25 protein-coding genes are annotated in these 23,966 nt (G+C 72.3%); 13 read left to right on the top strand and 12 right to left on the bottom strand.

Features of this window, described 5'->3' with window-relative positions:
- Positions 1 to 67 precede the first annotated feature (67 nt).
- The gene (locus QWM81_RS11240) at positions 68 to 1,348 is read right to left on the bottom strand and encodes a DUF3152 domain-containing protein (RefSeq protein WP_290111688.1); all 1,281 of its coding nucleotides are present in this window, start codon (positions 1,346 to 1,348) and stop codon (positions 68 to 70) included.
- Between the two features lie 8 nt (positions 1,349 to 1,356).
- Entirely contained in the window at positions 1,357 to 2,319 is a 963-nt protein-coding gene (locus QWM81_RS11235) for an alpha/beta fold hydrolase (protein ID WP_290111687.1), read from the bottom strand.
- A gap of 151 nt (positions 2,320 to 2,470) precedes the next feature.
- Between QWM81_RS11235 and QWM81_RS11230 the strand changes: the two genes are divergently transcribed.
- The 4 genes from QWM81_RS11230 (at position 2,471) to QWM81_RS11215 (ending at position 4,270) form a co-directional block, all read left to right on the top strand.
- Positions 2,471 to 2,713 (top strand): Rv3202a family protein, encoded by a 243-nt coding sequence (locus QWM81_RS11230; RefSeq protein ID WP_290111686.1) that lies wholly within the window; start codon positions 2,471 to 2,473, stop codon positions 2,711 to 2,713.
- Between the two features lie 145 nt (positions 2,714 to 2,858).
- The gene (locus tag QWM81_RS11225; protein WP_290111685.1) at positions 2,859 to 3,500 is read left to right on the top strand and encodes a TetR/AcrR family transcriptional regulator; all 642 of its coding nucleotides are present in this window, start codon (positions 2,859 to 2,861) and stop codon (positions 3,498 to 3,500) included.
- Between the two features lie 116 nt (positions 3,501 to 3,616).
- Positions 3,617 to 3,844: a DUF3107 domain-containing protein gene (locus QWM81_RS11220; protein ID WP_290111684.1), complete on the top strand. Its 228-nt coding sequence runs from the start codon at positions 3,617 to 3,619 to the stop codon at positions 3,842 to 3,844.
- A 156-nt stretch (positions 3,845 to 4,000) separates the two neighbouring features.
- Entirely contained in the window at positions 4,001 to 4,270 is a 270-nt protein-coding gene (locus tag QWM81_RS11215; RefSeq protein ID WP_290111683.1) for a hypothetical protein, read from the top strand.
- A 123-nt stretch (positions 4,271 to 4,393) separates the two neighbouring features.
- On the opposite strand, the gene QWM81_RS11210 is transcribed toward QWM81_RS11215, so the two are convergent.
- Positions 4,394 to 5,140 (bottom strand): ferritin-like fold-containing protein, encoded by a 747-nt coding sequence (locus QWM81_RS11210; protein WP_290111682.1) that lies wholly within the window; start codon positions 5,138 to 5,140, stop codon positions 4,394 to 4,396.
- Between the two features lie 451 nt (positions 5,141 to 5,591).
- On the opposite strand from QWM81_RS11210, the gene QWM81_RS11205 reads away from it, so the two are divergent.
- Together QWM81_RS11205 and QWM81_RS11200 are read left to right on the top strand one after the other, a co-directional pair.
- Positions 5,592 to 7,514 carry a DEAD/DEAH box helicase gene (locus tag QWM81_RS11205; RefSeq protein ID WP_290111681.1) on the top strand — a complete coding sequence of 641 codons (1,923 nt, stop codon included), beginning with the start codon at positions 5,592 to 5,594 and terminating at the stop codon, positions 7,512 to 7,514.
- A gap of 124 nt (positions 7,515 to 7,638) precedes the next feature.
- On the top strand, positions 7,639 to 8,520 hold the full coding sequence (locus tag QWM81_RS11200) for an alpha/beta fold hydrolase (protein WP_290111680.1): 882 nt from the start codon (positions 7,639 to 7,641) through the stop codon (positions 8,518 to 8,520).
- Here QWM81_RS11200 and QWM81_RS11195 read toward each other — a convergent pair.
- Positions 8,505 to 9,437 (bottom strand): NYN domain-containing protein, encoded by a 933-nt coding sequence (locus QWM81_RS11195; RefSeq protein WP_290111679.1) that lies wholly within the window; start codon positions 9,435 to 9,437, stop codon positions 8,505 to 8,507. The two genes, QWM81_RS11200 and QWM81_RS11195, sit on opposite strands and share 16 nt — an antisense overlap.
- Before the next feature lie 194 nt (positions 9,438 to 9,631).
- Between QWM81_RS11195 and QWM81_RS11190 the strand changes: the two genes are divergently transcribed.
- Positions 9,632 to 9,784, top strand: coding sequence for a DUF8834 family protein (locus QWM81_RS11190; RefSeq protein WP_290111678.1), 153 nt, complete (start codon positions 9,632 to 9,634; stop codon positions 9,782 to 9,784).
- 95 nt (positions 9,785 to 9,879) lie between these two features.
- On the opposite strand, the gene QWM81_RS11185 is transcribed toward QWM81_RS11190, so the two are convergent.
- The 3 genes from QWM81_RS11185 to QWM81_RS11175 form a co-directional block, all read right to left on the bottom strand.
- Positions 9,880 to 10,485 (bottom strand): MarC family protein, encoded by a 606-nt coding sequence (locus QWM81_RS11185; RefSeq protein ID WP_290111677.1) that lies wholly within the window; start codon positions 10,483 to 10,485, stop codon positions 9,880 to 9,882.
- A gap of 130 nt (positions 10,486 to 10,615) precedes the next feature.
- On the bottom strand, positions 10,616 to 11,479 hold the full coding sequence (locus QWM81_RS11180) for a PHP domain-containing protein (RefSeq protein ID WP_290111676.1): 864 nt from the start codon (positions 11,477 to 11,479) through the stop codon (positions 10,616 to 10,618).
- Between the two features lie 120 nt (positions 11,480 to 11,599).
- The gene (locus tag QWM81_RS11175) at positions 11,600 to 12,238 is read right to left on the bottom strand and encodes a DUF6758 family protein (protein WP_290111675.1); all 639 of its coding nucleotides are present in this window, start codon (positions 12,236 to 12,238) and stop codon (positions 11,600 to 11,602) included.
- 162 nt (positions 12,239 to 12,400) lie between these two features.
- On the opposite strand from QWM81_RS11175, the gene QWM81_RS11170 reads away from it, so the two are divergent.
- Positions 12,401 to 13,624, top strand: a complete 1,224-nt coding sequence (locus QWM81_RS11170) for an MFS transporter (RefSeq protein WP_290111674.1) — start codon at positions 12,401 to 12,403, stop codon at positions 13,622 to 13,624.
- Between the two features lie 6 nt (positions 13,625 to 13,630).
- Here the strand turns inward: QWM81_RS11170 and QWM81_RS11165 are convergent, their stop codons facing one another.
- Positions 13,631 to 14,215, bottom strand: coding sequence for a suppressor of fused domain protein (locus tag QWM81_RS11165; RefSeq protein ID WP_290111673.1), 585 nt, complete (start codon positions 14,213 to 14,215; stop codon positions 13,631 to 13,633).
- A gap of 414 nt (positions 14,216 to 14,629) precedes the next feature.
- On the opposite strand from QWM81_RS11165, the gene QWM81_RS11160 reads away from it, so the two are divergent.
- Positions 14,630 to 15,754, top strand: a complete 1,125-nt coding sequence (locus QWM81_RS11160) for a magnesium and cobalt transport protein CorA (protein ID WP_290111672.1) — start codon at positions 14,630 to 14,632, stop codon at positions 15,752 to 15,754.
- Between the two features lie 23 nt (positions 15,755 to 15,777).
- Complete coding sequence (locus QWM81_RS11155) at positions 15,778 to 16,290, top strand: hypothetical protein (RefSeq protein WP_290111671.1); 513 nt, start codon at positions 15,778 to 15,780, stop codon at positions 16,288 to 16,290.
- Between the two features lie 223 nt (positions 16,291 to 16,513).
- On the opposite strand, the gene QWM81_RS11150 is transcribed toward QWM81_RS11155, so the two are convergent.
- The gene (locus QWM81_RS11150) at positions 16,514 to 17,311 is read right to left on the bottom strand and encodes a hypothetical protein (protein WP_290111670.1); all 798 of its coding nucleotides are present in this window, start codon (positions 17,309 to 17,311) and stop codon (positions 16,514 to 16,516) included.
- A gap of 174 nt (positions 17,312 to 17,485) precedes the next feature.
- Here QWM81_RS11150 and QWM81_RS11145 point away from each other — a divergent pair, with 174 nt between their 5' ends.
- From QWM81_RS11145 to QWM81_RS11135, 3 genes are read left to right on the top strand one after another with little or no spacing between them, the layout of a single operon-like run.
- A complete protein-coding gene (locus QWM81_RS11145) occupies positions 17,486 to 18,778 on the top strand; it encodes a magnesium transporter MgtE N-terminal domain-containing protein (RefSeq protein WP_290111669.1) in 1,293 nt (430 codons plus the stop codon).
- Between the two features lie 43 nt (positions 18,779 to 18,821).
- Positions 18,822 to 19,406, top strand: coding sequence for a DUF1003 domain-containing protein (locus tag QWM81_RS11140; protein ID WP_290111733.1), 585 nt, complete (start codon positions 18,822 to 18,824; stop codon positions 19,404 to 19,406).
- Between the two features lie 42 nt (positions 19,407 to 19,448).
- On the top strand, positions 19,449 to 20,582 hold the full coding sequence (locus QWM81_RS11135; protein WP_290111668.1) for an Mrp/NBP35 family ATP-binding protein: 1,134 nt from the start codon (positions 19,449 to 19,451) through the stop codon (positions 20,580 to 20,582).
- A gap of 61 nt (positions 20,583 to 20,643) precedes the next feature.
- On the opposite strand, the gene QWM81_RS11130 is transcribed toward QWM81_RS11135, so the two are convergent.
- From QWM81_RS11130 to QWM81_RS11120, 3 genes are all read right to left on the bottom strand, one after another.
- A complete protein-coding gene (locus QWM81_RS11130) occupies positions 20,644 to 21,330 on the bottom strand; it encodes a hypothetical protein (RefSeq protein ID WP_290111667.1) in 687 nt (228 codons plus the stop codon).
- A 120-nt stretch (positions 21,331 to 21,450) separates the two neighbouring features.
- Entirely contained in the window at positions 21,451 to 21,912 is a 462-nt protein-coding gene (locus QWM81_RS11125; RefSeq protein WP_290111666.1) for a sec-independent translocase, read from the bottom strand.
- Between the two features lie 188 nt (positions 21,913 to 22,100).
- Positions 22,101 to 23,948 (bottom strand): S1C family serine protease, encoded by a 1,848-nt coding sequence (locus QWM81_RS11120; protein WP_290111665.1) that lies wholly within the window; start codon positions 23,946 to 23,948, stop codon positions 22,101 to 22,103.
- Between the last annotated feature and the right edge of the window lie 18 nt (positions 23,949 to 23,966).

Here is a 23,966-nt window from a genome sequence, read left to right as displayed (position 1 = left end):
CTACGGGCGAATTTCCTGGAATCCGGGCAGCGGGGAAAACGGCGGGAAGGCAACGGGGAAGGGGAAATCAGCCGCCGGGGAAGACCCAGGGGTTCGGGCGGCACTTGATGCCGTCTATCTCCAGCGACTTGGTCTGCTGCTGCATCACCGGCGCGAGCGCGCCCGGCGTGCGGCAGGTCACGTGGTTGTGCCCGAGCCGGTGCCCGACCTCGTGGTTGATCAGCATCTGCCGGTAGGTGTGCATCGCCTTGACGCCGTACGTCTGCGAGCCCTGCGCCCACCGGTACGCGTTGATCATCACGCGCTCGGTGGCGGCGGAGTCGCAGGAGACGTTGTCGACCGTCGTGTCCAGCCCGGACTTGGCGCACCAGACGCCGGTGGTGCCCGGGCTGGCCAGGGTGATGACGAACTCCGGCTGCCCGGTGGAGATCCGCTCGAAGGTCATGGCACCGCCGTGCGCCCAGCTGCGGTCGTCGTTCAGCGTCTCCTGGACCGCCCGGGCGAACAGCTGGGGGTCCAGCCCGAGGCCCTTCTCGACGTCGACGCGGTAGCGGACCTTGCGGCCGGTGCCGGGCGCCTTGTCGAATCCCGGTACGGCCTGGAACTGGCCGGATCCCTTCAGCTTGGGGTCCAGCGGGAACCGCTTGGCCATCAACTGGCGGTACGTCACCGGGGCGGCCCGGCGCGCGGGCGGCGGCGGGACGGCGCGCTCGTCGGAGCGGTGCGAACGCGCGTCGGAGGAGCCGTCGGCGACCGGCCGCTCGGCGGCCTGGCCCGGCGACCGGGAGGCGGACGCGCCCGGCCCCGCGCCGGTGACCTGTCCGGCGACGACGACGGCGAGGACGGTGGTGACGGCGGCGGCCGCGATGCCGGCGAAGGTCAGGCCCTTGCCGCCGCGGCCGTCCTTGCCCTCCTTGACGGGCTCGCCGAGCTCTTCGGGCGGGTCACCGGCGGTCGGCGGCCGCTCGCCGGGGGCCGCCTCGGGCGCGGCGGCGTCGAAGGCCTCGACGAACTCGCGCCGGGGTCCGGGGATCCGCGCTCCGGCGCCCACCCCGGTCGCGGGGTGGCCGGCCCGCGCCGCGGCGGGGGGCGCCGGGTGCGGGGCGCCGCGCCCCTCGCCGTACCGGCCGGGCTCGCCCCAGCCGCCGCCCGGCTCGTGCTGTTCCGGATGGCCGCCGCGCACCTGCTGCGCGCCGGGGTGCGGCGGGATGCCGCTCCGGTGGTCGGGTTCGGGAGCCGTGGAGGACTTGCGCCGGCGCCCGATGCCGGGGGGTGCCCCCTCCCGTACCGTTCCCGTGCTCTGTTCGGAGCCCTGAGGTGCGGGGCCTTTACGGCTATGTCGTCCCACGCCCCGGATCAGCTCCCGTCGTAGTCGTCGATCAGTTCCCGTACGGCCTGGGCGACCGCCTGCGGGTACTCCATCATCGCGACATGCCCCGCCTCCGGAAGCGTCAGCAGCCGCGAGTCGCGGAAGGCGGCCGCCGCCCTGCGCGCCATCCGGAACGAGACGAGCCGGTCACGCCCTCCGTACACCAGCAGCGTCGGCGCGAGCACCCGCTCCGCCTGCCGCCACAGACCGTGCTGCCCACCCAGCGTGTACGCGTCAACAATGCCACGTGCCGAACGGGCCATGGCGTCCCAGAAGTACGGCAGCGCCAGGCGCCGTTCCATCTCCTGGACGGCGTGGCGGAACGCCTCGTCGGTGACCCGTCCGGGGTCCCCGTAACAGAGCGACAGCACGCCCCGCACCCGCTGCTCCGCCGTCCAGTCCCTGGTCATCCGGGTGAAGAAGGAGGCGACGCCGGGCAGCGCGAGCAGCGCGGTGGGCCAGGCGCCGCGCTGGGCGCGCAGCTCCGGCAGCGCGGGCGAGACCAGCGTCAGCGTGCGTACGAGATCGGGGCGGGCGGCGGCGACGCGGGTGGAGACCGCGCCGCCCAGCGAGTTGCCGATCAGGTGCACGGGGCCGCGCGCACCGGCGTCCAGCAGCCGGATGACGGCCCGGGCGTGCGCGGTGAGGGAGTAATTGCCGTCGTCGGGCGGCGGGGAGTCCCCGAAGCCGGGCAGGTCCACCGCCTCGCCGTCCACGACGTCTTCCAGCAGCGGCATCAGGTCCGACCAGTTCTGCGACGAGCCGCCGAGCCCGTGCACATACAGCGCGGGCGGCCGGCCGGTGCGGTCCGACGGCCTGAACCGCACCTTCAGGGTCAGTCCGGGCAGCGTCACGGAGCGCAGCCGCTCCCCCTCCGCGACCCGCACGGCACTCACCCGCAGGCCCGCCGCGGTGGCGGCGACGGCTCCCGGCAGCTCGGTCGAAGACATGCGGCAATGTTACGAGACGATCACGCGGGCAATCATGTGTTCGGCGTCACAGATCGCATAGCGCCAGAAGGGGGTACCTCCTAGGCTCATACGTGAGGGCAGTACGCCCAGGCCCCCGCCCGTCCATGTGAACCCACGTGAAAGGGAGCCCATGACCGTCGACCCGACCGACCCGGAGACCTTCGAGGACTTCGACGACACCGCCGACAACGAGGAGGAAGCCACCGCCGTGCTGGACGAGGAGACCCCCGAGGCCGACGCCGCCGAACAGCACGCGGAGCTCCAGCCGAGCGAGGACGACCCGCTGACCCGCATCGATCCGGCAGTGGCGAACGAGGCGGACGCCATCGAACAGACCCGGGTCGTCACGCTGGACGAGGACGACTACCGCTGATTTGGTCGCTTTAACGTTGAATCACCGGCTACCCCACGCGTCCGGTACGTGAAATTCTGCCCTCGCACCGCGCACACCCGGGTTACCCAAAAGTACGATGGCGGGCGCGGCGCACAGCGCCTATGGATCGATTTTGGGAGGCGGCGTGACAGCCATCGAGCAGACAGAGGCGGCGCGCCCGCGGGGCACGCGCCTGCCGCGCCGAGCCCGACGCAACCAGCTCCTGGGCGCCGCCCAGGAAGTGTTTGTCGCACAGGGGTACCACGCGGCCGCGATGGACGACATCGCGGAGCGCGCGGGCGTCAGCAAGCCCGTGCTGTACCAGCACTTCCCCGGAAAGCTGGAGCTGTACCTGGCGCTGCTGGACCAGCACTGCGAGTCGCTGCTCCAGGCCGTGCGCACCGCGCTCGCCTCGACCACCGAGAACAAGCTGCGCGTGGCGGCCACGATGGACGCCTACTTCGCGTACGTGGAGGACGAGGGCGGCGCCTTCCGCCTCGTGTTCGAGTCGGACCTGACCAACGAGCCGGCGGTGCGCGAGCGCGTCGAACGCGTCTCGCTGCAGTGCGCGGAGGCGATCTCGGAGGTCATCGCGGAGGACACGGGACTGTCGAAGGACGAGTCCATGCTGCTGGCCGTGGGTCTGGGCGGTGTCTCCCAGGTCGTCGCGCGGTACTGGCTGTCCAGCGAGTCCGCCATTCCGCGCGAGCGGGCGGTCCAGCTGCTGACGTCCCTGGCGTGGCGGGGCATCGCCGGCTTCCCGCTGCACGGCTCCGAAACGCACTGATGATGTTCGCTCCTGGCGTTCACGGCTGAGACCTGCCGTGTCCCCTCTCCGGGCTAATGTGTGCTGCGTACGGCGCGGCTGACCGCGCAACGCTGACCGTTCGGAGGGACATAGCCGTGGAGGTCAAGATCGGCGTGCAGCACGCGCCCCGGGAGATCGCGCTGGAGAGCGGGCAGTCCGCCCAGGAGGTGGAGCGCGCGGTGGCCGATGCGCTGGCCGGCAAGACGCAGCTGCTCAGTCTGACGGACGACAAGGGCCGCAAGGTGCTGGTGCCGTCCGAGCGGATCGCCTACGTGGAGATCGGCGAGCCGGCGAAGCCCCGGGTGGGCTTCGGCGCGCTCTGAGCGGTACGGCAGTACGACGCGAAGGCCCGGCGGGGGTGCTCCCGCCGGGCCTTTGGCGTACCCCACCGCGCCACGAGGATGATTGCGTTTCGCGCGCATCGGGTAGTACGGGCTGTGACCGTTTTGCCCGGCCCGCCGTCCGCGAGGTGATCCGTAGTGTTCTGGGAAGCTCTCGGCTCCGTCGTGCTCGGACTCGCGCTGTCCTGGGCGGCGGCCCACCGACTGGCCGACCGGCTCCCGTCGCGCCGCGTGGTCCTCGCCGCCGGCGCGCTGGGCGCGCTCTTCGGCGCCCTGCTCACGCACGCGGCGCTCGGCCCGGGGTACGGGGCGGCGACCCTGATCGGCGCGGTCGCGGTCGCGGCCGTCGTACTGTCGCTGCTGCTGCGCCCGGCCCGGCGCCGCTTGCGCCGCCCGGCGGCGACGTGAGCGGGCCGACCGCTCCTTGAGGGGCGACGGGCGGGGCCCAGCGCCCCGCCGGCGTCAGACACGGACGGGGCCCAGCGCGCCCCGCCGGCGTCAGGCACGGGTGGGGCGAGTGCCCCGCCGGCGTCAGGCGGCCAGGCCCAGCGCGGCCATGCGCTTGGTGTGGGCCTTGGTGATACGGGAGAACATCTCGCCCACCGCCGCCAGGTCGAACCCGTCCGCGACGCCGCCCACGAGCATCGTCGACAGCGCGTCCCGCTCCGCCACCACCCGCTGGGCCTGGGACAGGGCCTCGCCCATCAGCCGCCGGGCCCACAGCGCGAGACGGCCGCCCACGCGCGGGTCGGCCTCGATCGCGGCGCGCACCTTCTCGACGGCGAAGTTGCCGTGGCCGGTGTCGTCCAGCACCGCGAGGACCAGCGCGCGGGTGTCGGAGTCCAGCCGGACGGCGACCTCGCGGTAGAAGTCGCTGGCGATCGAGTCGCCCACGTACGCCTTGACGAGGCCCTCCAGCCAGTCGGACGGCGCCGTCTGGCGGTGGAAGTCGTCCAGCGCCTTCGCGAAGGGCTCCATGGCCGCCGTCGGCTCCGCGTCGATCGCCGTCAGCCGGTCCCGGAGCCGCTCGAAGTGGTGGAACTCGGCCGACGCCATCTTCGCCAGCTCCGCCTTGTCGGCGAGCGTCGGCGCCAGCTTCGCGTCCTCGGCGAGCCGCTCGAAGGCCGCCAGCTCTCCGTACGCGAGCGCGCCGAGCAGGTCCACGACCGCCGCGCGGTACTGGGGCTCGGCGGAGGCCTCGGCCCAGCCCAGGGCGGCGATCCCGGTCGGTTCCTCGGCGGCGGTGGCGGAAGCAGCGGCGTTGTCAGGCGTCTCCATGAAGCGCACAATAGCCCGCCCGCCGCACCCGGGAAGGCCCTGGTCAGTCACTGTGACCTCCCCCTCCTTATCAATTGACCCAACACGCCTGCGCGATTCCGGGGTACAGTGGTATTGCGCCTGCTGAGTATTCAGTCACGTTCGGTACGTACTCGGCGGGCCATCTCATGAATGAGGATGCCCGGTCGGTGGCCCGATCGGCTCCGACCCGACAGCCCTCCGTGCGCGTTCGCCGCACATGAGGGGCCCCTCAGCGGTATGACGCTCGAGCGACGGCAGTGGTCCCGCGCCACCCGACCGCGCGGTCCGCGGCCGGACGTGACCGGCACGGTAAGACCCCCAGCGTTCGCCTCATGCCGCGTCTCACAGAAGAGGCAGCACCCTGACTACGACTTTCCGAGAGCTCGGGATCCTTCCCGAGACCGCCGAGGCCCTCGAAGCCGTCGGCATCATGTCCCCCTTCCCCATCCAGGAGATGACCCTTCCGGTCGCGCTCTCCGGCACCGACGTCATCGGCCAGGCCAAGACCGGCACCGGCAAGACCCTCGGTTTCGGCCTGCCGCTGCTGGAGCGGGTCACCGTCCCGGCGGACGTCGAGGCGGGCCGGGCAAAGCCCGAGCAGCTGACCGACGCCCCGCAGGCGCTGGTGGTCGTCCCGACGCGCGAGCTGTGCACCCAGGTCACCAACGACCTGCTCACCGCCGGCAAGGTCCGTAACGTCCGCGTCCTCGCGATCTACGGCGGCCGTGCGTACGAGCCGCAGGTCGAGGCCCTGAAGAAGGGCGTCGACGTCATCGTCGGCACCCCGGGCCGCCTGCTCGACCTGGCCGGCCAGCGCAAGCTGGACCTCTCGCACGTCAAGGCCCTCGTCCTGGACGAGGCCGACGAGATGCTCGACCTGGGCTTCCTGCCCGACGTCGAGAAGATCATCAACATGCTTCCGGCGAAGCGCCAGACCATGCTGTTCTCGGCGACCATGCCGGGCGCGGTCATCGGCCTGGCCCGCCGCTACATGTCGCAGCCCACGCACATCAGCGCCACGGCGCCGGACGACGAGGGCAGGACGGTCGCGAACATCGCGCAGTACGTGTACCGCGCGCACTCCATGGACAAGCCCGAGATGGTCTCGCGCATCCTCCAGGCCAACGGCCGCGGGCTCGCGATGATCTTCTGCCGTACGAAGCGCACGGCGGCCGACATCGCCGAGCAGCTGGAGCGGCGCGGTTTCGCCTCGGGCGCGGTCCACGGCGACCTCGGCCAGGGCGCCCGCGAGCAGGCCCTGCGGGCCTTCCGCAACGGCAAGGTGGACGTGCTCGTCTGCACCGACGTCGCCGCCCGTGGCATCGACGTCGAGGGCGTCACGCACGTGATCAACTACCAGACGCCGGAGGACGAGAAGACCTACCTCCACCGGGTGGGCCGCACCGGCCGCGCCGGCAACAAGGGCATCGCCGTGACGCTGGTCGACTGGGACGACATCCCGCGCTGGCAGCTGATCAACAAGGCGCTGGAGCTGAACTTCAACGACCCGGTCGAGACGTACTCCACGTCCCCGCACCTCTTCGAGGAGCTGGACATCCCGGCCGGTACGAAGGGTGTGCTGCCGCGCGCCGAGCGGACCCGCCAGGGCCTGGACGCGGAGGAGCTGGAAGACCTGGGCGAGACGGGCGGCCGCGGCCGTTCCTCCCGTACGTCGCGCTCGGCGCGTCCTGAGCGTACGGAGCGTACGGAGGAGGAGCGCCCGGCGCGTACGCGCGCCCCGCGCCAGCGCCGCCGTACGCGGGGCGGCACCCCGCTGACCGACGCCCCGGCGCCCGCCGCCGAGACGCCCGCCAAGGCGCCCGCCGAGGCGCCCGCCGCCGACGAGGCCGCCGAGTCCGGTGCGCCCCGTACCCTGCGCCGCCGTCGCCGCACCCGCGCGGGCGCTGCGCCGGAGGCCACGCCGGTGGCGGCCGCGCCGGTCGCCGAGCCGGTGGCCGAGCCGGTGACGGAAGCGGTCGCGGTTGCGGTTGCGGAGGAGCCCGTGAAGCCCCGCCGCCGTACCCGCAAGGCAGCAGAGCCGGCCGTGGACGCCGTGGACACCGCCGAGGCGGCCGAAGCCAAGCCGCGCCGTACGCGCAAGAAGGCGGCGGCGTCCGCGCCGGAGACCACGGAAGCGGCCGAGCCGGAGGCGACGAAGCCCCGTCGCCGTACGCGCAAGGCGGCCGAGCCGGTGACCGAGGCCTCCGCCCCGGCCCCCGAGGCCGAGGTCAAGCCGCGCCGCACCCGCAAGGTCGCCACCGCCGCCCCGGAAGCCGCCGAGGCCGCCGAGGCCACGGAAGCCAGGCCCCGGCGCCGGACCCGCAAGACCGCGGCGGCCCAGCCCGCGAGCTGACCCGCCCGGCACGCCACCGACGGCCCCGCTCCTTCCCGGAGCGGGGCCGTCCCCGTATCCACACCCGGCCCACCGGGCGCGCCCCCACACGGCCCGAACGGTCCGGCACCGTTAGCCTCGTGGCATGAGCAGGCCGCCCACCTTCACGCCTCCGCCCTGTACCCGCGCCCATCGCCTGCGGACCTCGCGCGGCGAGTTCGCCGTGCTGGACGCGGCACCTGCCGACGGCACGCCACCGAAGGCGACGGCGCTCCTCCTGCCCGGGTACACGGGGTCCAAGGAGGACTTCATCGCGATGCTGCGCCCGCTCGCCGACGCCGGCTACCGAGCCGTCGCCGTCGACGGTCGCGGCCAGTACGAGACCGAGGGCCCCGCCGACCAACGCGCCTACGCGCAGGAGGAGTTGGCGCGCGATGTGCTGGCGCAGGCGGCGGCCCTCGACAGCGGGCCGGTCCACCTCCTCGGGCATTCCCTGGGCGGCCAGATCGCCCGCGCCGCCGTGATGCTGGACCGGTCGCCCTTCGCCACGCTCACGTTGATGTCGTCCGGGCCCGCCCAGGTCTCCCCGGCCCAGCAGGAGAAGATCAAGCTGCTGAGCGACGCGCTGGCGGTGATGAGCATGGGTCAGGTCTGGGAGGCCATGCGCGCACTCGACCCGCCCGAGGACGCCGACGAGGCGGGCAGCAACCGGGCGGACCTGCGCCGCCGCTGGCTGCTCCACAACCCGGCCCAGCTGCTGGCCACCGGCCGCGGGCTGACCGTCGAACCGGACCGGACCGATGAGCTCGCCGCCGTCCGCCCGCCGCTACCCGTGCACGTGATCTCCGGCGTACGTGACGACACCTGGCCCGTACCGCTGATCGACGCCATGGCGCAGCGGCTGGGCGCGCACCGCACGCGCGTGGACGGGGCCGAGCACTCGCCGAACACCGACCGGCCGGTCGAGACCGCGAGGGCCGTCGCCGCGTTCTGGGACCGTGGCGACAGCGCTCAGAACCGCGACTGAAGGTGCTGCCAGAAGCCGTCCCGCAGCGCCCGCCGCAGCACGGCGTACCCGCGCAGCGAGCGGCTGAGCTGCCGTTCCGCCTCCATCAGCAGATCCTGGTCCACCGGACCGGGCAGGTAGGGGTGGCCGGGCAGCAGCTCGGCCATCGCGCCGGGCCCCCGCTCCGCCAGCCAGGTCTCGGCGATCCGGGCGCCGATGAAGCGCACCTCGTCGCGTGACGGCGGCGGCTCGCCCTCGTTCTCGTACGTCGTCACCGGGCGCCGGGTGACGTAGGGGCGGCAGAAGTCGAGGTCGAAGGTGCGCTGGCTGTCGACCTCCCAGAGCAGGGGCTCGGCCTGGTTGCGGCCGTCCGCCGCCTCGATGCCCCACAGGTGGACGCGGGCCCCGTACCCCTGGGCGGCCTCGACCGCCGAGACCAGGTCCTCATCGCCGCCGACCAGCGCCGCGTCGCTGATGGCGCGGTGGCGGGCCAGCGACTCCAGGTCGGAGCGGATGAGGGAGTCGACGCCCTTCTGCTGGTTGTTGGCGTTGAGGTTGCCGAGCCTGACCTTGACGTCGGGCAGTTCGGCGATCGCCTGCTGCTCGGGCGTGTGGATACGGCGCCGGGCGCCGTCGTACCAGTAGACGCGCAGCAGGCGGCTGTCCGCGAAGATCGTGCGGGCCTTGTCGATGAAGGCCTCGATGAGCCCTTCCGCGTCCAGGTCGAAGGCGCGCCGGTCCTCGGTGCCCGCTACAAGCAACCCGGCCGCAGCATAGACGTAACCGGCGTCGACGAAGATGGCATGCGTGGAGGGCGTCTTGGCGACCTCGGCCAGCATGCGCTGCAGGAGCTCATTGGTGCGCTCCACGCGGGCGCCGAGTTCGGTGATCCGGTCGGCGCCGGCGGGCTGGCGGGGGGTGTCTGGGTCGTCGTTCATACGGGGCTCATTGTCCGCCCGCGCTGCCACGGCCGCCAACACGCTCCCTGCCCGACCAGTAGTTAGACACTCGAAAATTTTCTTTAGCGTAGGGAATGTTTGCTGGCTACATGCCGTTGGCACACGTAAGGGACATGGTTCCTCGCACCCCGTTCTCCTCCAGGAGGATCAACTCAGGACGAAGGGAGAAGCCCATGCGCTTCGAAATTCTGCGACTCGACGACGTCGACGGCACGCCCGTGGACACCACCGTCGTGGACGCCGCCTCCGTCAACCGGATCGTGCAGCAGGCCGCCTCGATCGGCCAGCGCCTCTGGATCCGCCCGGCCGCGACCTCGGCCTCGTAACACGTCGACGCTCTGCCACCGCGCCCCCGCGCGGACTCCGGCCGCTTGAAGGAGCCGGAATCCGTACGGGGGCGCAGTGTTGTGTCAGTGAAGTGTCAGGAACCCTGGATGACCTGGGTCACACCGTTGATGATCTGCTGCACCGCGATCGCCGACAGCATCATCCCGGCGAGCCTGGTCACCAGCACCACACCGCCGTCCTTGATGACCCGGATGATCAGCAGCGAGTAGCGCATGGTCAGCCACAGCACCACGTGCATGGCCGCGATCGCCGCCCACACGGAGACCTGCTGAGCCGCGCCGTCCGCGTGCTGCACGGCGAGGATCACCGACACGATGGCGCCGGGCCCGGCCAGCAGCGGCATGCCGAGCGGTACGAGGGCGACGTTGACGTCCTTCGTCTGCTTGGGCTCGTCGGTCTTGCCGGTCAGCAGGTCGAGCGCGATGAGCAGCAGGAGCAGGCCGCCCGCGATCATCAGCGCCGGGACGGAGACATGCAGGTACCCGAGGATCTGCTGACCCAGGATGCCGAAGACGGTGATCACGCCGAAGGCGACCGCGACCGCCTGCCAGGCCATCCGGCGCTGCGTCTTGGCGGGCCGACCGGAGGTCAGCGCGAGGAAGATCGGGGTGATCCCCGGGGGATCCATGATGACGAAGAGGGTGAGGAAGAGGGAGCCGAAGACGGCAGCGTCGAACACAGTGGGGCCTTGCGGGAGAGGGTGGTACGGGAAAGGGGTGTCGTCACGGACGGAACGACGCCCGTCGGATGCCGGGCGTCCCGGTGTTTCACCGGTGCCGTCACTGACGGATGCGCGGCGAAAAGAACCTTTACGGTCGGCGTCCGCCCGTGCCCGGCACCGGGAACGCCCCGGTCGCACGCCGGGTGATCTCGCCGTAGATCTCCGGGTCGGTGGTGTAGTCGCCGAGCCGGCAGGTCTTACGGGTGCCGTGGTAGTCGCTGGAGCCGGTGGTCAACAGGCCGACATCGGCGGCGAGTCCGCGCAGCCGGTCGCGCGTCGGCCCGTCGTGGTCCATGTGGTCGACCTCTATGCCGTCCAGGCCGTACGCGGCGAGTTCGGCGATGACCGCCTCGGGCACCGTGCGGCCGCGCTTGACGGCGCCCGGGTGCGCGAAGACGGTGACGCCACCGGCGGCCTTGACGAGACGGATCGCGGTGAACGGGTCGAGCTCGTGCTTCTCGACGTACGCCCGGCCGCCGTCGGCGAGCCACTGCGGCGTGAAGGCGTCGGAGACGCTGCGGACGGCGCCGAGCTCGACGAGCGCCTCGGCGATGTGCGGGCGGCCCACGGAGCCGTCCCCGGCGATGGCGGCGACCCGCTCCCAGGTGACGGGCACGCCCAGTTCCTGGAGCTTGCCCACCATGGCGCGGGCGCGCGGCACGCGGTCGTCGCGCACGAGCTCGCGTTCGCGCGCCAGCTCGGGCTCGTCCGGGTCGAAGAGGTAGGCGAGCATGTGCAGGCCGACGCCGTCGATCCGGCACGACAGCTCGGCGCCCGTGACGAGCGTCAGGCCCTCGGGCAGTGCGGCGATCGCCTCGGCGTGGCCGCGCGTGGTGTCGTGGTCGGTCAGCGCCACGACGTCGAGACCGGCCGCGGCGGCGCCGAGCACCAGCTCGGCCGGGGTGTCCGTACCGTCGGAAGCCGTGGAGTGGGTGTGCAGGTCGATGCGCACGACGCGTGACTCCGAGGCTCGGGAACGGACAGGGGACGCTCAAGGATAACGGCCCCCGGGCCCCACCCGACGCCCCAGCCCGGCCCGCCGAGCCCCGCCACCGAGGCGGCCCCCGGTCCGTCAGGTGAGCAGTCTGGGCGACAGCGCTCCGCAGGGCAGCAGTTCCACTTCCGAGCCCGCTTCGCGCAGGTCGGTCAGGACCAGTTCGTCGTACATCAGCAGCCCCGACTTCTCCGGCCAGACGATGGCCCACAGCCACAGCCCGCACGCCTCCCCCGCGAAGACCGCGCGGTCCTCGGGGGCGTCGCTGACGTGCCACAGCGGGGTGGGGCGGCCGGAGGCGAGGACCTTGCTCTGCGGGCGGGTGCCGACGCACATGTGCGGCCCCGGGTCCGGGCCCTCGATCCCCGCGTACCGCGCGCCCAGCCCGACGCCCAGTTCCTCCGCGACCAGCAGCAGCTCCCCCATGCCGCCGACGGGTCCCGGGCCGGAGCAGGCGACGGCGGTGGCTCTGCCGCCGCTGCGGTCGTCACCGGCGTACGCGACACCGGTGAAGAGCCAGCCCACCGGCAGCGGCCAGGGCATCCACACGGGGACCTGCGAGCGGTGCGTGACGACGTCGAGGGCTTCGACGCTGGGCGGGATCACGGGCTGCAGCGGGTACACGGCGCCGTGCACATCGCACTGCCAGGAGTCGGAAAAGAGACCGGGCGCCCTGACCCGGCCTCCGCACTTCGGGCAACTGGGTTCGCCCCTCATAGGGTTCAACGGTCCTCCCCGGCCGTCGCCCCGTCAAGGACGATCACCCTTCCGGTGCGCCGATCGGTCCGCGCAGAACAAGCTGCTGCCTGCACCCATTAGACACGCTAACTTATTATGTGTATATAGCAACCATCTGCCGTCGAAACCGAAGGAGCACGCATGCACGGGAAGGACCCGCTGGACGAAGGTTCCGGCAGCATCCTGCGGCAGCCCCGGGCCGTCTGGGCGACCGCCGGCGCGTCCGTCGTCGCCTTCATGGGCATCGGCCTGGTCGACCCGATCCTGCCGTCCATCGCCCAGGGGCTGCGCGCCACACCCAGCCAGGTGTCGCTGCTGTTCACCTCCTACTTCCTGATCACCGCCGTGGCGATGCTGATCACCGGCTTCGTCTCCAGCCGTATCGGGGGCCGCAGGACGCTCCTCGCCGGGCTCGCGCTGGTGATCGTGTTCGCCGCCCTCTCCGGCACCTCCGGCTCGGTCGGCGAGCTGGTCGGGTTCCGGGCCGGCTGGGGGCTGGGCAACGCGCTGTTCGTCTCCACCTCCCTGGCCGTGATCGTCGGCGCGGCGGCCGGGGGCAGCGCGGCGGCGATCCTGCTGTACGAGTCGGCGCTCGGCCTCGGCATGGCCTGCGGGCCACTGCTCGGAGCGGTGCTGGGCGACGCGAGCTGGCGCTACCCCTTCTTCGGTACCGCCGCGCTCATGGCGATCGGCTTCCTGTGCATCGCGGCGTTCCTGAAGGAGCAGCCGCGGCCCACCCGCAAGACCTCGCTGCTCGACCCGCTCAAGGCGCTCGGCCACGGGGGCCTGGCCTCCGCCGCCGCGTCCGCGTTCTGCTACAACTACGCGTTCTTCACGGTCCTGGCCTTCACCCCGTTCGTGCTGAACATGACGCCCTACAAGTCCGGTGCCGTGTTCTTCGCCTGGGGCGTGCTGCTCGCGGTCTTCTCCGTACTCATCGCGCCACGGCTCCAGGAGCGGTTCGGGTCGCTGCGGGTGCTGGGCGCCTCGCTGGTCGCGCTCGCCGCCGATGTCGTCGTCCTCGGGTACGGAAGTCACACCACCGCGATCGTCTGCACGATCCTGTCCGGGGCCTTCATCGGCGTGAACAACACCGTCTTCACGGAGCTCGCCCTCGGTGTCTCCGACGCGCCACGCCCGGTGGCCAGCGCCGGCTACAACTTCGTGCGCTGGTTCGCGGCGGCCGCCGCGCCGTACCTCGCGCCGAAGATCGAGGAGTGGAGCGACGTCCGCATGCCGTTCGTCGTGGCCGGTCTCGCGGCGGCGGCGGGCGCCGGCATCGTGTGGGTGCGGCGGCGGGCGCTCACCCGCGAGGCCGAGGAGCACCTGCCGGTGCGGCAGGCAGCGGCCCTCGCCGCCAACTGACCCCGGTCAGTCGAGAGTTACCGAACGGCGCAGCGGGTCGCGAAGGTCCGTACCGGCCGCCAGCCAGCGCTCCTGAAGCGCCTGCGCACCGTGCACCCGCTTCCACGCCGCCTCGTTGGGCGTCATCGGCAGCAACGGCAGGAACCGCACCGGGTCCATCGGCTCGTCCAGCTCCAGGTCCTCGACCAGTCCACCGGACTCCGCGACCAGTACGGAGCTGAACGGCGCCCCCGGCCACAGGGGTTCGCCCAGGTCCAGCGAGGCGCCCGGGGCCACGACCACGCCCTCGACCTGCGGCGAGGCGGCCAGCACCGCGAGCGGCCGCAGCACCTTGTCCGTGTCGGCGGCTGCCGCCCGTACGGTCAGGAGCAGCTCCGCGCGCGGGCCCTTGACGGGGTCGGCCAGGGCGGCCGTCGGGTCGGTCATCGGCTGGGCGGACATCCCGAGAGTGGCGTATCTCACGAGATCGCCCCCGGTGAAGCGGAGCACTTCGATCCGATCCGTGCCCAGGAAGGTCACCGCGGCGCGCGCGTCCGGTTCCCCGAGCGCCGTACGCAGCCGGGCCTCGACCAGAGCTAGAACTTCTCCCATGCGGTGAGCATAAGCCGCGTATGGATGGGGCAAAGTAAGGGATTGACCGTCAGTCGGCTGATAGTCTTGGCCGTCTGCTGGTCGGGGCAGCACGCCAAGCGTGGCTTTCCAGTCCCGACGACACGTCATCCCCTACGGGGGACCGGCCGGAGGAGGTGGGGCTGCGGTGGATCGAAGTCGACCGTGCAGTACTAACCGCTCTTCCGCCCGCGGCCTTTCTCTGTGACCTGAGGCACTCTCACCGGGCTCACGGCTACGCGTACGACGGAAGAGCACATCGTTTTTGCCTGTCTGTAGCGAACGCCGTCACCGCGACTCCGCGGTGCCGCCCGCTTTGCGGACGTAAGCAACGCCACGTCCTCATTCCGGGCAGTGCCACGCCCTCGCGACGGCCTCTCCGTGAAGGAGCCCGCCATGTCGATGATCCGTGACCTGCGCGCAGCGGTCCGTCCGTCCCTGCGCAAGAGCAGCGCCCGGTACACCCCCTACAACTCCTACGACGCGACCCGTGACCCCTCGACGTCCACCGCCGTGGTCGACTGCGCCGTCTACCGCGACGGCCGCCGCCTCAAGGACGACTCGTGCCTCACGCCGCGCGAGGCGATGCGGCAGGTGCGCGAGGGCGGCGGCTTCGCGTGGATCGGGCTGCACGAGCCCACGGAGGCCGAATTCGCGGGTATCGCCGCGGAGTTCGGGCTCCACCCGCTGGCCGTGGAGGACGCGGTCCACGCCCACCAGCGGCCGAAGCTGGAGCGGTACGACGACACGCTGTTCACCGTCTTCAAGACGATCCACTACGTCGAGCACGCCGAGCTCACCGCGACCAGTGAGGTCGTCGAGACCGGTGAGGTGATGTGCTTCACCGGCCGGGACTTCGTCATCACCGTGCGGCACGGCGGGCAGGGCTCCCTGCGCAACCTGCGGCACCGGATGGAGGGCGAGCCCGAGCTGCTGGAGAAGGGACCCTCGGCGGTGCTGCACGCCATCGCCGACCATGTGGTGGACGGCTACATCGCGGTCGCGGACGCGGTGGAGATCGACATCGACCAGATCGAGATCGATGTCTTCTCGCCGCCCGCGAAGGGGTCGACGCGCGGCGCCGACACCGGGCGGATCTATCAGCTCAAGCGTGAGGTGCTGGAGTTCAAGCGGGCCGTGTCGCCGCTGCTGCGGCCGATGCAGCTGCTGAGCGAGCGGCCCATGCGGCTGGTGGACCCCGACATCCAGAAGTACTTCCGGGACGTCGCCGACCACCTCGCGCGGGTCCAGGAGCAGGTCATCGGCTTCGACGAGCTGCTGAACTCCATCCTCCAGGCCAACCTGGCACAGGCGACGGTCGCGCAGAACGAGGACATGCGCAAGATCACGTCGTGGGCGGCGATCATCGCCGTACCGACGGCGGTGTGCGGCGTCTACGGCATGAACTTCGACTACATGCCCGAGCTGCGGTGGAAGTTCGGCTACCCGCTGGTGCTCGTGGGCATCTCGGTGATCTGTTTCGCGATCCACCGCACGCTGAAGCGCAACGGCTGGCTGTAGCGCCACTGGCTAAGCTGCTGGCCATGACTCGCGACTCGCTGCTCGACCAGGCCCTCGTCGAGGAGGCCACCAAGAAGTCCGGCCTCATCTGGGTACGGGGCGAGGGCCCGGCCCGCGCGCTGTGGCACGTGTGGCACGACGGCGCGGCGTACGTCGTCGGCGACGGGCCGGGCGAGCAGCCGCTGCCGGGGCTCGTGGACGGCTCCACCGCGGAGGTCACCGTGCGCAGCAAGGACAAGGGCGGGCGCGTGGTGGCCTGGACGGCCGCCGTGAGCGAGGTGGCGCCGGGTTCGGAGGCGTGGGAGTCGGCGGTGGCCGAGCTGAAGGGCAAGCGGCTGAACGCCCCGGACGCGGAGACCATGACGGACCGCTGGGCGCGCGAGTGCCGGGTGCTGCGGCTGGCCCCGCGGGACGCGACGACGGCCCACCCGGACGGCTCCCTCGCGGCGCCGCCGCTGCCGACCACGGCGACCACGCGCCGGCCCGCCCCGGCGGGGCTCCCGCGCCTGCTGCTGAAGCGCACGAAGCGCCACTGACCCACGGCGCACGCCGGCGGCCGGGGCGCCAGTCGCCGGGCGCGTCAGTCGCTGGGGGGCGTCAGTCGCAAGGGGCCTCAGTCGCTGGGGGCGCCAGTCGCTGGTGCGGCAGTCGCTGGTGCGGCAGTCGCCGGGGCGCCTCAGTCCCCCGGGGGCCTCAGTCGCCGGAGGGCCTCAGTCGCCGGGGCGGCAGTCGCCGGGAGGCCTCAATCCCCGGGAGGTGTCAGTCGCTGGTGCGGGGGAGCTGGCGGCCGTAGTCGACCGTGTCGTCCTTCGACGGGGGCGTCAGCGGGAAGTCCTTGTTCCAGTCCGACAGGACGACCACCCCCGCCCCGCCGCCCCTGGCGAACTGCAGCGGGTACGGCGTGCCCTCCAGGGAGACGTCCAGCGTGCCGCCCTCGCCCCGCGGGCCGCCCGCGACCTTGATCGTACGGATGCCGCCGACTTTGTCGCGGTCGCCCTTGCCGAGCTCGCCGTACAGCTCCAGCAGCCCGTCGAGCAGCACGTTCATCTCGGTGAAGCCGCGCAGCTGCTTGTACGACGGGTCGTCCTGCGGCACCTTCACGTACTTGTCGTCCAGCTTGTCCGCCACCCCGGTGCCGGACCCGCTCGCTCCGCCGTCCCCGCCGTCCCCGCCGTCCCCGCCGGACGCGCTCTCCGCGTGCGTCCAGAAGGCGGCGTCCGCCTTCAGGTACAGCGCGTCGCCGATCCGCAGCAGCTCGAAGGTGGACGTCTTGGTGACGACCGAGCCGGTCGCGCCGGTCTGCTTCAGGCGCATGTTCAGCTTGTACGTGCCGCCCTTGCTGACCAGCGTGCCCGCCAGCCGTACCGCCTTCGCGCCGTCCGCCGCGGACCGGGCCTTGGACTCGATCTGGGCGGCGGACAGTTTGCCCAGCCCGTTCGTGCCCGCGTCCGGATCGGGTTCCTCTCCGCAGGCGGTGAGCACCACGGTCAGCCCGACGCACAGCGCGACGGGGAGAGCGGCCCGGCGGGCGCGCGAAGCCGGGGAAAGAACGGTCACCAGCGGACTGCCTCTCGTCAAACCGTGGGGGGTTGGCAGTGGGCAGCGTACCCGTGCCGCCCACGCCGGTCGCAGAGAGCCGTACGGACGCCCCGCCTGGGCGACCGGCAACGTGACGGACTAGCCTGAACCAGGACAGAGCCCTAATGTCCGACATGGAGGGAAGCGCGCGTCATGGCGGCAGGCGCCCCCCGGATCTTCGTCTCGCACCTCGCCGGCGTCCCCGTCTTCGACCCCAACGGCGACCAGGTCGGCCGGGTGCGCGACCTCGTCGCGATGCTCAGGGTGGGCCGCCGCCCGCCGCGCCTGCTCGGACTGGTGGTCGAGGTGATCGGCCGGCGCCGGATCTTCCTGCCCATGACCCGCGTCACCGGCGTCGAATCCGGCCACGTCATCACCACCGGGGTGCTCAACGTACGCCGCTTCGAGCAGCGCCCCACCGAGCGCCTGGTCCTCGGCGAGCTCCTCGACCGCCGCGTCCGGCTGGTCGAGGACGGCTCCGAGGTGACCGTCCTGGACGTGTCCATCCGGCAGCTCCCGGCCCGCCGGGAGTGGGAGATCGACAAGGTCTTCGTCCGCCGGGGCGGCGGCGGGGCGCTGCGCCGCAAGGGCGAGACGCTCACCGTCGACTGGTCGGCGGTGAGCGGGTTCTCGCTGGAGGAGGAGGGCCAGGGCGCCGAGAGCCTGCTCGCCACGTTCGAGCAGCTGCGCGCGGCCGACCTCGCCAACGTCCTGCACCACCTGTCGCCCAAGCGCCGCGCCGAGGTGGCCGCCGCCCTCCACGACGACCGGCTCGCCGACGTACTGGAGGAGCTGCCCGAGGACGACCAGATCGAGATCCTGGGCAAGCTCAAGGAGGAGCGGGCGGCGGACGTCCTGGAGGCCATGGACCCGGACGACGCGGCCGACCTGCTCTCCGAGCTGCCCGAGGCGGACAAGGAGCGGCTGCTGACGCTGATGCGGCCGGACGACGCCGCCGACGTACGGCGGCTGATGGCGTACGAGGAGCGTACGGCGGGCGGCCTGATGACCACCGAACCGATCGTGCTGCGCCCCGACGCGACGGTCGCCGACGCGCTCGCGCGCGTACGCCAGCGGGATTTGTCCCCGGCGCTGGCTGCGCAGGTGTACGTGTGCCGGCCGCCCGACGAGACGCCGACCGGGAAGTACCTGGGGACGGTGCACTTCCAGCGGCTGCTGCGCGACCCGCCGTTCACGCTCGTGTCGGCGATCGTCGACAGTGACCTGGAGCCGCTCGCGCCCCAGACGACGCTGCGTGATGTGACGCGCCACCTCGCCACGTACAACCTGGTCGCGGCGCCGGTGGTGGACGACAGCGGCTCACTGCTCGGCGCGGTCACCGTGGACGACGTACTGGACCACCTGCTGCCGGAGGACTGGCGCGAGACCGAGTTCGAGCCCGAGGACAGCGGGCGGACCGGGAGCGAGGTCGCGCATGGCGCCTGAGCGTAAGCACGACCGCGTCGAGCGCATCGAACGCATCGAACGCATGGAGCGGATGGACCGCATGGGCGAGCCGCCGGCGCCCCGCATCCGGCTGGACCAGCCGCGGACGCGGCGCCCCAAGCTGCTGCCCGCGTACGACCCCGAGGCCTTCGGGCGGCTGTCGGAGCGGATCGCGCGCTTCATCGGCACCGGCCGGTTCCTCGTCTGGATGACCGCCGTCGTCATCGTGTGGGTGGTGTGGAACACCTCGGCGCCCGACCGGCTGCGGTTCGACGAGTACCCGTTCATCTTCCTGACGCTGATGCTCTCGCTCCAGGCCTCCTACGCCGCCCCGCTCATCCTGCTCGCCCAGAACCGGCAGGCGGACCGCGACCGGGTCACCCACGAGCAGGACCGCAAGCAGAACGAGCGCTCGATCGCGGACACCGAGTACCTGACCCGCGAGATCGCCGCCCTGCGCATCGGCCTCGGCGAGGTCGCCACCCGCGACTGGATCCGCTCCGAGCTGGAAGACCTGGTCAAGGACCTCCAGGACCTCAAGGAACCGCCCGAGCGCACGGACGCGGGCGAGCAGGCGGGATCTATTCCCGGGACCGCCCCGGGCGGGAGTGACGAAGCCGACCGCTGACGGCCTTTCCGGCGCCGGGGTCGGGCGCCGTACCATCTCCGTATGGTTACGGAAGACGCGGTGCGCGAAGCGCTGGCGACGGTGAACGACCCCGAGATCAACCGACCGATCACGGAACTCGGCATGGTGAAGTCGGTCGGGATCGGCACGGACGGCGCGGTGGCCGTCACGGTCTACCTCACCGTCTCCGGCTGCCCGATGCGCGAGACGATCATCACGCGGGTGAGCGAGGCCGTCTCCCGCGTCGAGGGCGTCACCGGCGTCGACGTGACACTGGACGTGATGAGCGACGAGCAGCGCAAGGAGCTGGCCGCCGCGCTGCGCGGCACGACCGCCGAGCGCGAGGTGCCCTTCGCCAAGCCGGGCTCGCTGACCCGGGTGTACGCGGTGGCCTCCGGCAAGGGCGGTGTCGGCAAGTCGTCCGTGACCGTGAACCTGGCCGCCGCGATGGCCGCCGACGGGCTGAAGGTCGGCGTCGTGGACGCCGACATCTACGGCCACAGCGTGCCGCGCATGCTGGGCGCGGACGGCCGTCCCACCCAGGTCGAGAACATGATCATGCCGCCCTCGGCCAACGGCGTGAAGGTCATCTCCATCGGCATGTTCACCCCCGGCAACGCGCCGGTGGTGTGGCGCGGCCCGATGCTGCACCGCGCGCTCCAGCAGTTCCTCGCGGACGTGTACTGGGGCGACCTGGACGTCCTGCTGCTCGACCTGCCGCCGGGCACCGGCGACATCGCGATCTCGGTCGCCCAGCTCGTGCCGAACGCCGAGATCCTGGTCGTCACCACCCCGCAGCAGGCGGCGGCGGAGGTCGCCGAGCGGGCCGGTTCCATCGCCGTGCAGACGCACCAGAAGATCGTGGGCGTCGTCGAGAACATGTCGGGCCTGCCGTGCCCGCACTGCGACGAGATGGTCGACGTCTTCGGCACGGGCGGCGGCCAGAGGGTCGCGGACGGCCTGACGAAGACCACCGGCACGAACGTCCCGGTGCTGGGCTCCATTCCGATCGATGTACGGCTGCGGGAGGGCGGCGACGAGGGCAGGCCGGTCGTCCTCACCGACCCCGACTCGCCGGCGGGCGCGGCCCTGCGCACCATCGCGGGCAAGCTGGGCGGCCGTCAGCGCGGCCTGTCGGGCATGTCGCTGGGGATCACCCCGCGCAACAAGTTCTGAGGGTTCGGACATATGAGGAGGGGGCGGCCGATGGGCCGCCCCCTCCTCACGTCATCCGTTCCTAGGTGTACGTGGTGATGTCCCGGATCACCGCGAAGCCCAGGCCGTAGGCGCTCATCCCCCGTCCGTACGCACCCAGGTGGACGCCGGCGCCCGTCGTACCGGCCAGCACCCAGCCGTACTCGGACTCGCGGTAGTGGAACGGCGTCGGGACCCCGTCGACCGGCAGCGAGAGCGCCGACCACTCCGGTCCGTCCAGGTCGTCGGCGAGCTCGAAGGCCGCCTCGGTCTGCTGGTCCAGCCAGTGGTCCCGCAGCGAGTAGTCCAAATGGGGCGGCCAGGTGTACGCGAGGAGCCCCGAACCGGCCAGCCAGGCGGCGGAGGAGACACTCGTGGCGTCCAGCACGCCCGTACCGTCACCGCTGCGGCGCACCGGGCTCGCGGCGACCGTCACGACGGCCACGAACCGCTCCTTCTCGGCCGTGCTCGCGTCGGCCCGTATCGACGGCTCGTCCCCATGGCCGGTGGAACCGTGCTGGACCGTGCCGTCGGCGGACGTGCCGACCTGCATCAGCCAGCGCGGCCCGGTGAACGCCTCGTCCAGGCCGTACCAGGGGAACGACGCGCGCAGGTAGCCGTCGACCGTACGCCGCGCTGCGGGCCCCCCCTCGGAAGCCACGGACGCCTCGGACGTGGATGTGGTGCTGGGTGCGGCACCCTGCGCCCCTACCCGACTCGTCGTCTCCATCTGCCCGGCCGCCTCCTCGATCCCTCACGTCCGGCGCGGCCCGCCCCCACGGGCGTCCTCGCAACCGGACAGATGGAGAGGATAGCCACCTTGCGGGAGCTCTTTTTGGAAAGACGGGGCTCAGGTGGCGTCGGCGTCGAACGGCGGGCGGTCGGCGTGCTCGGGCCTGCCGCCCTTCTTCAGCAGGTCGGGGCCGGTGCCTCCGGCGCCTGCGGCGGCCCCCGCGGCGCGGCCCACCGCTGCCGGGACCGTCGCGTCGGAGGCATGGCCGTTGACCGCGTCGGCGACCTCGTTGATCTCCTTCTTGAGATCGAAGCTGCTGCGGATCTCCTTGAGATCCTCGTTCTCCGTGAGCTGCTTGCGGATGAACGTCTTGGGGTTCAGGTCCTCGAAGTCGAAGTCCTTGAACTCCGGGCCCAGTTCGCTGCGGATGTCCTGCTTCGCGCTCTCCGAGAAGTCACGGATCTTGCGGATGAAGCCGGAGACGTCCTGGATGACCTTCGGCAGCTTGTCCGGGCCGAAGACGAGCACGGCAAGGACCACGAGCGCCACCAGCTCGAGTGCGCCTATGTCATTGAACACCTTGCCGCTCCTTCACACCGGTCCGGTTCACGGGGCCCGCTCCACGGTACCTGCCCGAACTGTCGGGACGGTACCTTCCGGTGTCCTTCGGGTGGCCTTCGGCCGCCGGGGCGTCCGGCGCGGCCGGGCGCGGCGGAGGGAGTCCGGCGCCGGGCCGGGTCCCGGCGTCGGCCGGCGGCGCGCGTCGGTCAGCCGCCCGCGGAGGAACCGAGCGTCAGCGTCTTGGTCTGCTCCTTGCCTCCGCGCTCCAGGGTGAGGCGCAGTCGGTCGCCGGGGCGGTGGGCGCGGATCTTGACGATCAGCTCCTCGCCGCTGTGTACGCGCTGTCCGTCGACCTTGGTGATGACGTCGCCCGGCCGGATGCCCGCCTGGGCCGCTGGGCCACCGGGCGTGACCGAGGCCCCGCCGTCCTGGGCCTTGTCGCCGACCCTGGCGCCGTCGCCGCTGTACTTCATGTCGAGGCTGACGCCGATGACCGGGTGGCTCGCCTTGCCGGTGTTGATCAGCTCCTCGGCGACGCGCTTGCCCTGGTTGACGGGGATGGCGAAGCCGAGCCCTATCGAGCCCGCCTGGCCGCCGTCGAGGGCCGAACCGCTGTCGGCGGCGCGGATGGCGCTGTTGATGCCGATGACGCGGGCCTTGGAGTCGAGCAGCGGGCCACCGGAGTTGCCGGGGTTTATCGGGGCGTCGGTCTGGAGGGCGTCGACGTAGCTGATGTCGCTGCCGTCGCCCTTCTCGCCGCCCGCGGTGATGGGCCGCTCCTTGGCGCTGATGATGCCGGACGTCACGGTGTTCTGGAGGTCGAAGGGCGCGCCGATGGCGACGACCGGGTCACCGACGCGGACGTTGTCGGAGTTGCCCAGCGGCAGCGGCTTGAGGTTGGAGACGCCCTTCACCCGGACGACCGCGAGGTCGTAGCCGCCGTCCTTGCCGACGAGCTCGGCGGCGGCCGTCTCACCGCCGCTGAACGTGACGGTGATGTCGCCGGAGGCGCCGGCCGGGTCGACGACGTGGTGGTTGGTGAGGATGTGGCCCTGCGAGTCGAGGACGAAGCCGGTGCCGGTGCCCTGCTCCCCGCCGCCGCTGACGTGGAGGGTGACGACGCCGGGCAGCGCGCTGGCGGCGATGCCGGCGACGCTGTCGGGGGCGCGGCCGCTGTCCTCCCGCCCGGCCTGGGGCAGTTCGACGGTGGTGAGGCCGCCATGGCGCTCGATGTACGCGCCGACTCCGCCGCCCAGTACGCCGGTGAGCCCGGCGAACAGCAGCGCGGCGACCACAGCGAGGCCACGCCGCCGCTTCTGCGGCGCGGGGCTGCCGGCGTGGACGAGCGGCTGCCGCGCGCCCCCGGCGGGCGTGCCACCGGGGGTGCTCCAGGGGTCGTACTGCAGCCACTGCGACGGCTGAGGCTGCGCCTGGAGGTGTGCCGGGGGCTGCGGCGGGGGCTGCGACAGGGCGGGCGGCTGCGGGTGCGGCGCGCCGTACGCGGGCGGGGCGGGGGCCTGGGGGTGGGGCGTGCCGTGCGCCGAGGTGGCGGGCGGCTGCGGGTGGGGCGTGCCGTGCGCCGGGGTGGTCATGGGGCGCTGTACGGGGGGCGCGGGTGCCCAGGGGCCGGGCTCGCCGTAGGGCGGGGTGCTGTACTCGTCCGGCTGGTGCAGCGGCTGCGGGCGCGCCGGGGCCATGGCCGGCGGCTCGTCGGCGACCGGCGCACCGGGTGCGGGGTCCCGCGTGGGCCCGACCGCCGGCGGGGTGGTCTCCGTGGGGTGGCCCGCGGGAGCCCCCGTGCCGAGCGGCTCAGCGGCGGCGACCGGCTCCCCGGCTACGGGCCGCTCGGACGCGGGCTCCGGGGATACCCGCTCCCCGGACACGGGCTCCGCGGCTACGGGCTCCGCCGGGGCGAGCGCCGGAGCGGTGGGCTCCGGCGCGCCATCGGCTGTCGCCACCGTGTCCGCCTCGGTGGGCCGGTCCGTTGCCGCGTGCTGCCGCGCGGGGCGGCTCCACCACTTCGGCTTCGATCCCGTGGGCTTCCCGTCGTCCATGCTCTCCCCGCTGCCTGC

Source organism: Streptomyces ficellus (assembly GCF_030406405.1).
Lineage (GTDB): Bacteria > Actinomycetota > Actinomycetes > Streptomycetales > Streptomycetaceae > Streptomyces > Streptomyces ficellus_B.
This window is presented reverse-complemented; position numbering and strand designations above follow the sequence as displayed.

Bases quoted from the DNA above. Each gene is read 5' to 3' on its own strand.
- QWM81_RS11235 (WP_290111687.1), bottom strand. From the start codon at position 2,319: ATGTCTTCGACCGAGCTGCCGGGAGCCGTCGCCGCCACCGCGGCGGGC.
- QWM81_RS11230 (WP_290111686.1), top strand. From the start codon at position 2,471: ATGACCGTCGACCCGACCGACCCGGAGACCTTCGAGGACTTCGACGAC.
- QWM81_RS11210 (WP_290111682.1), bottom strand. From the start codon at position 5,140: ATGGAGACGCCTGACAACGCCGCTGCTTCCGCCACCGCCGCCGAGGAA.
- QWM81_RS11205 (WP_290111681.1), top strand. From the start codon at position 5,592: ATGTCCCCCTTCCCCATCCAGGAGATGACCCTTCCGGTCGCGCTCTCC.
- QWM81_RS11200 (WP_290111680.1), top strand. From the start codon at position 7,639: ATGAGCAGGCCGCCCACCTTCACGCCTCCGCCCTGTACCCGCGCCCAT.
- QWM81_RS11195 (WP_290111679.1), bottom strand. From the start codon at position 9,437: ATGAACGACGACCCAGACACCCCCCGCCAGCCCGCCGGCGCCGACCGG.
- QWM81_RS11190 (WP_290111678.1), top strand. From the start codon at position 9,632: ATGCGCTTCGAAATTCTGCGACTCGACGACGTCGACGGCACGCCCGTG.
- QWM81_RS11175 (WP_290111675.1), bottom strand. From the start codon at position 12,238: ATGAGGGGCGAACCCAGTTGCCCGAAGTGCGGAGGCCGGGTCAGGGCG.
- QWM81_RS11170 (WP_290111674.1), top strand. From the start codon at position 12,401: ATGCACGGGAAGGACCCGCTGGACGAAGGTTCCGGCAGCATCCTGCGG.
- QWM81_RS11165 (WP_290111673.1), bottom strand. From the start codon at position 14,215: ATGGGAGAAGTTCTAGCTCTGGTCGAGGCCCGGCTGCGTACGGCGCTC.
- QWM81_RS11160 (WP_290111672.1), top strand. From the start codon at position 14,630: ATGTCGATGATCCGTGACCTGCGCGCAGCGGTCCGTCCGTCCCTGCGC.
- QWM81_RS11155 (WP_290111671.1), top strand. From the start codon at position 15,778: ATGACTCGCGACTCGCTGCTCGACCAGGCCCTCGTCGAGGAGGCCACC.
- QWM81_RS11145 (WP_290111669.1), top strand. From the start codon at position 17,486: ATGGCGGCAGGCGCCCCCCGGATCTTCGTCTCGCACCTCGCCGGCGTC.
- QWM81_RS11140 (WP_290111733.1), top strand. From the start codon at position 18,822: ATGGAGCGGATGGACCGCATGGGCGAGCCGCCGGCGCCCCGCATCCGG.
- QWM81_RS11135 (WP_290111668.1), top strand. From the start codon at position 19,449: ATGGTTACGGAAGACGCGGTGCGCGAAGCGCTGGCGACGGTGAACGAC.
- QWM81_RS11130 (WP_290111667.1), bottom strand. From the start codon at position 21,330: ATGGAGACGACGAGTCGGGTAGGGGCGCAGGGTGCCGCACCCAGCACC.
- QWM81_RS11120 (WP_290111665.1), bottom strand. From the start codon at position 23,948: ATGGACGACGGGAAGCCCACGGGATCGAAGCCGAAGTGGTGGAGCCGC.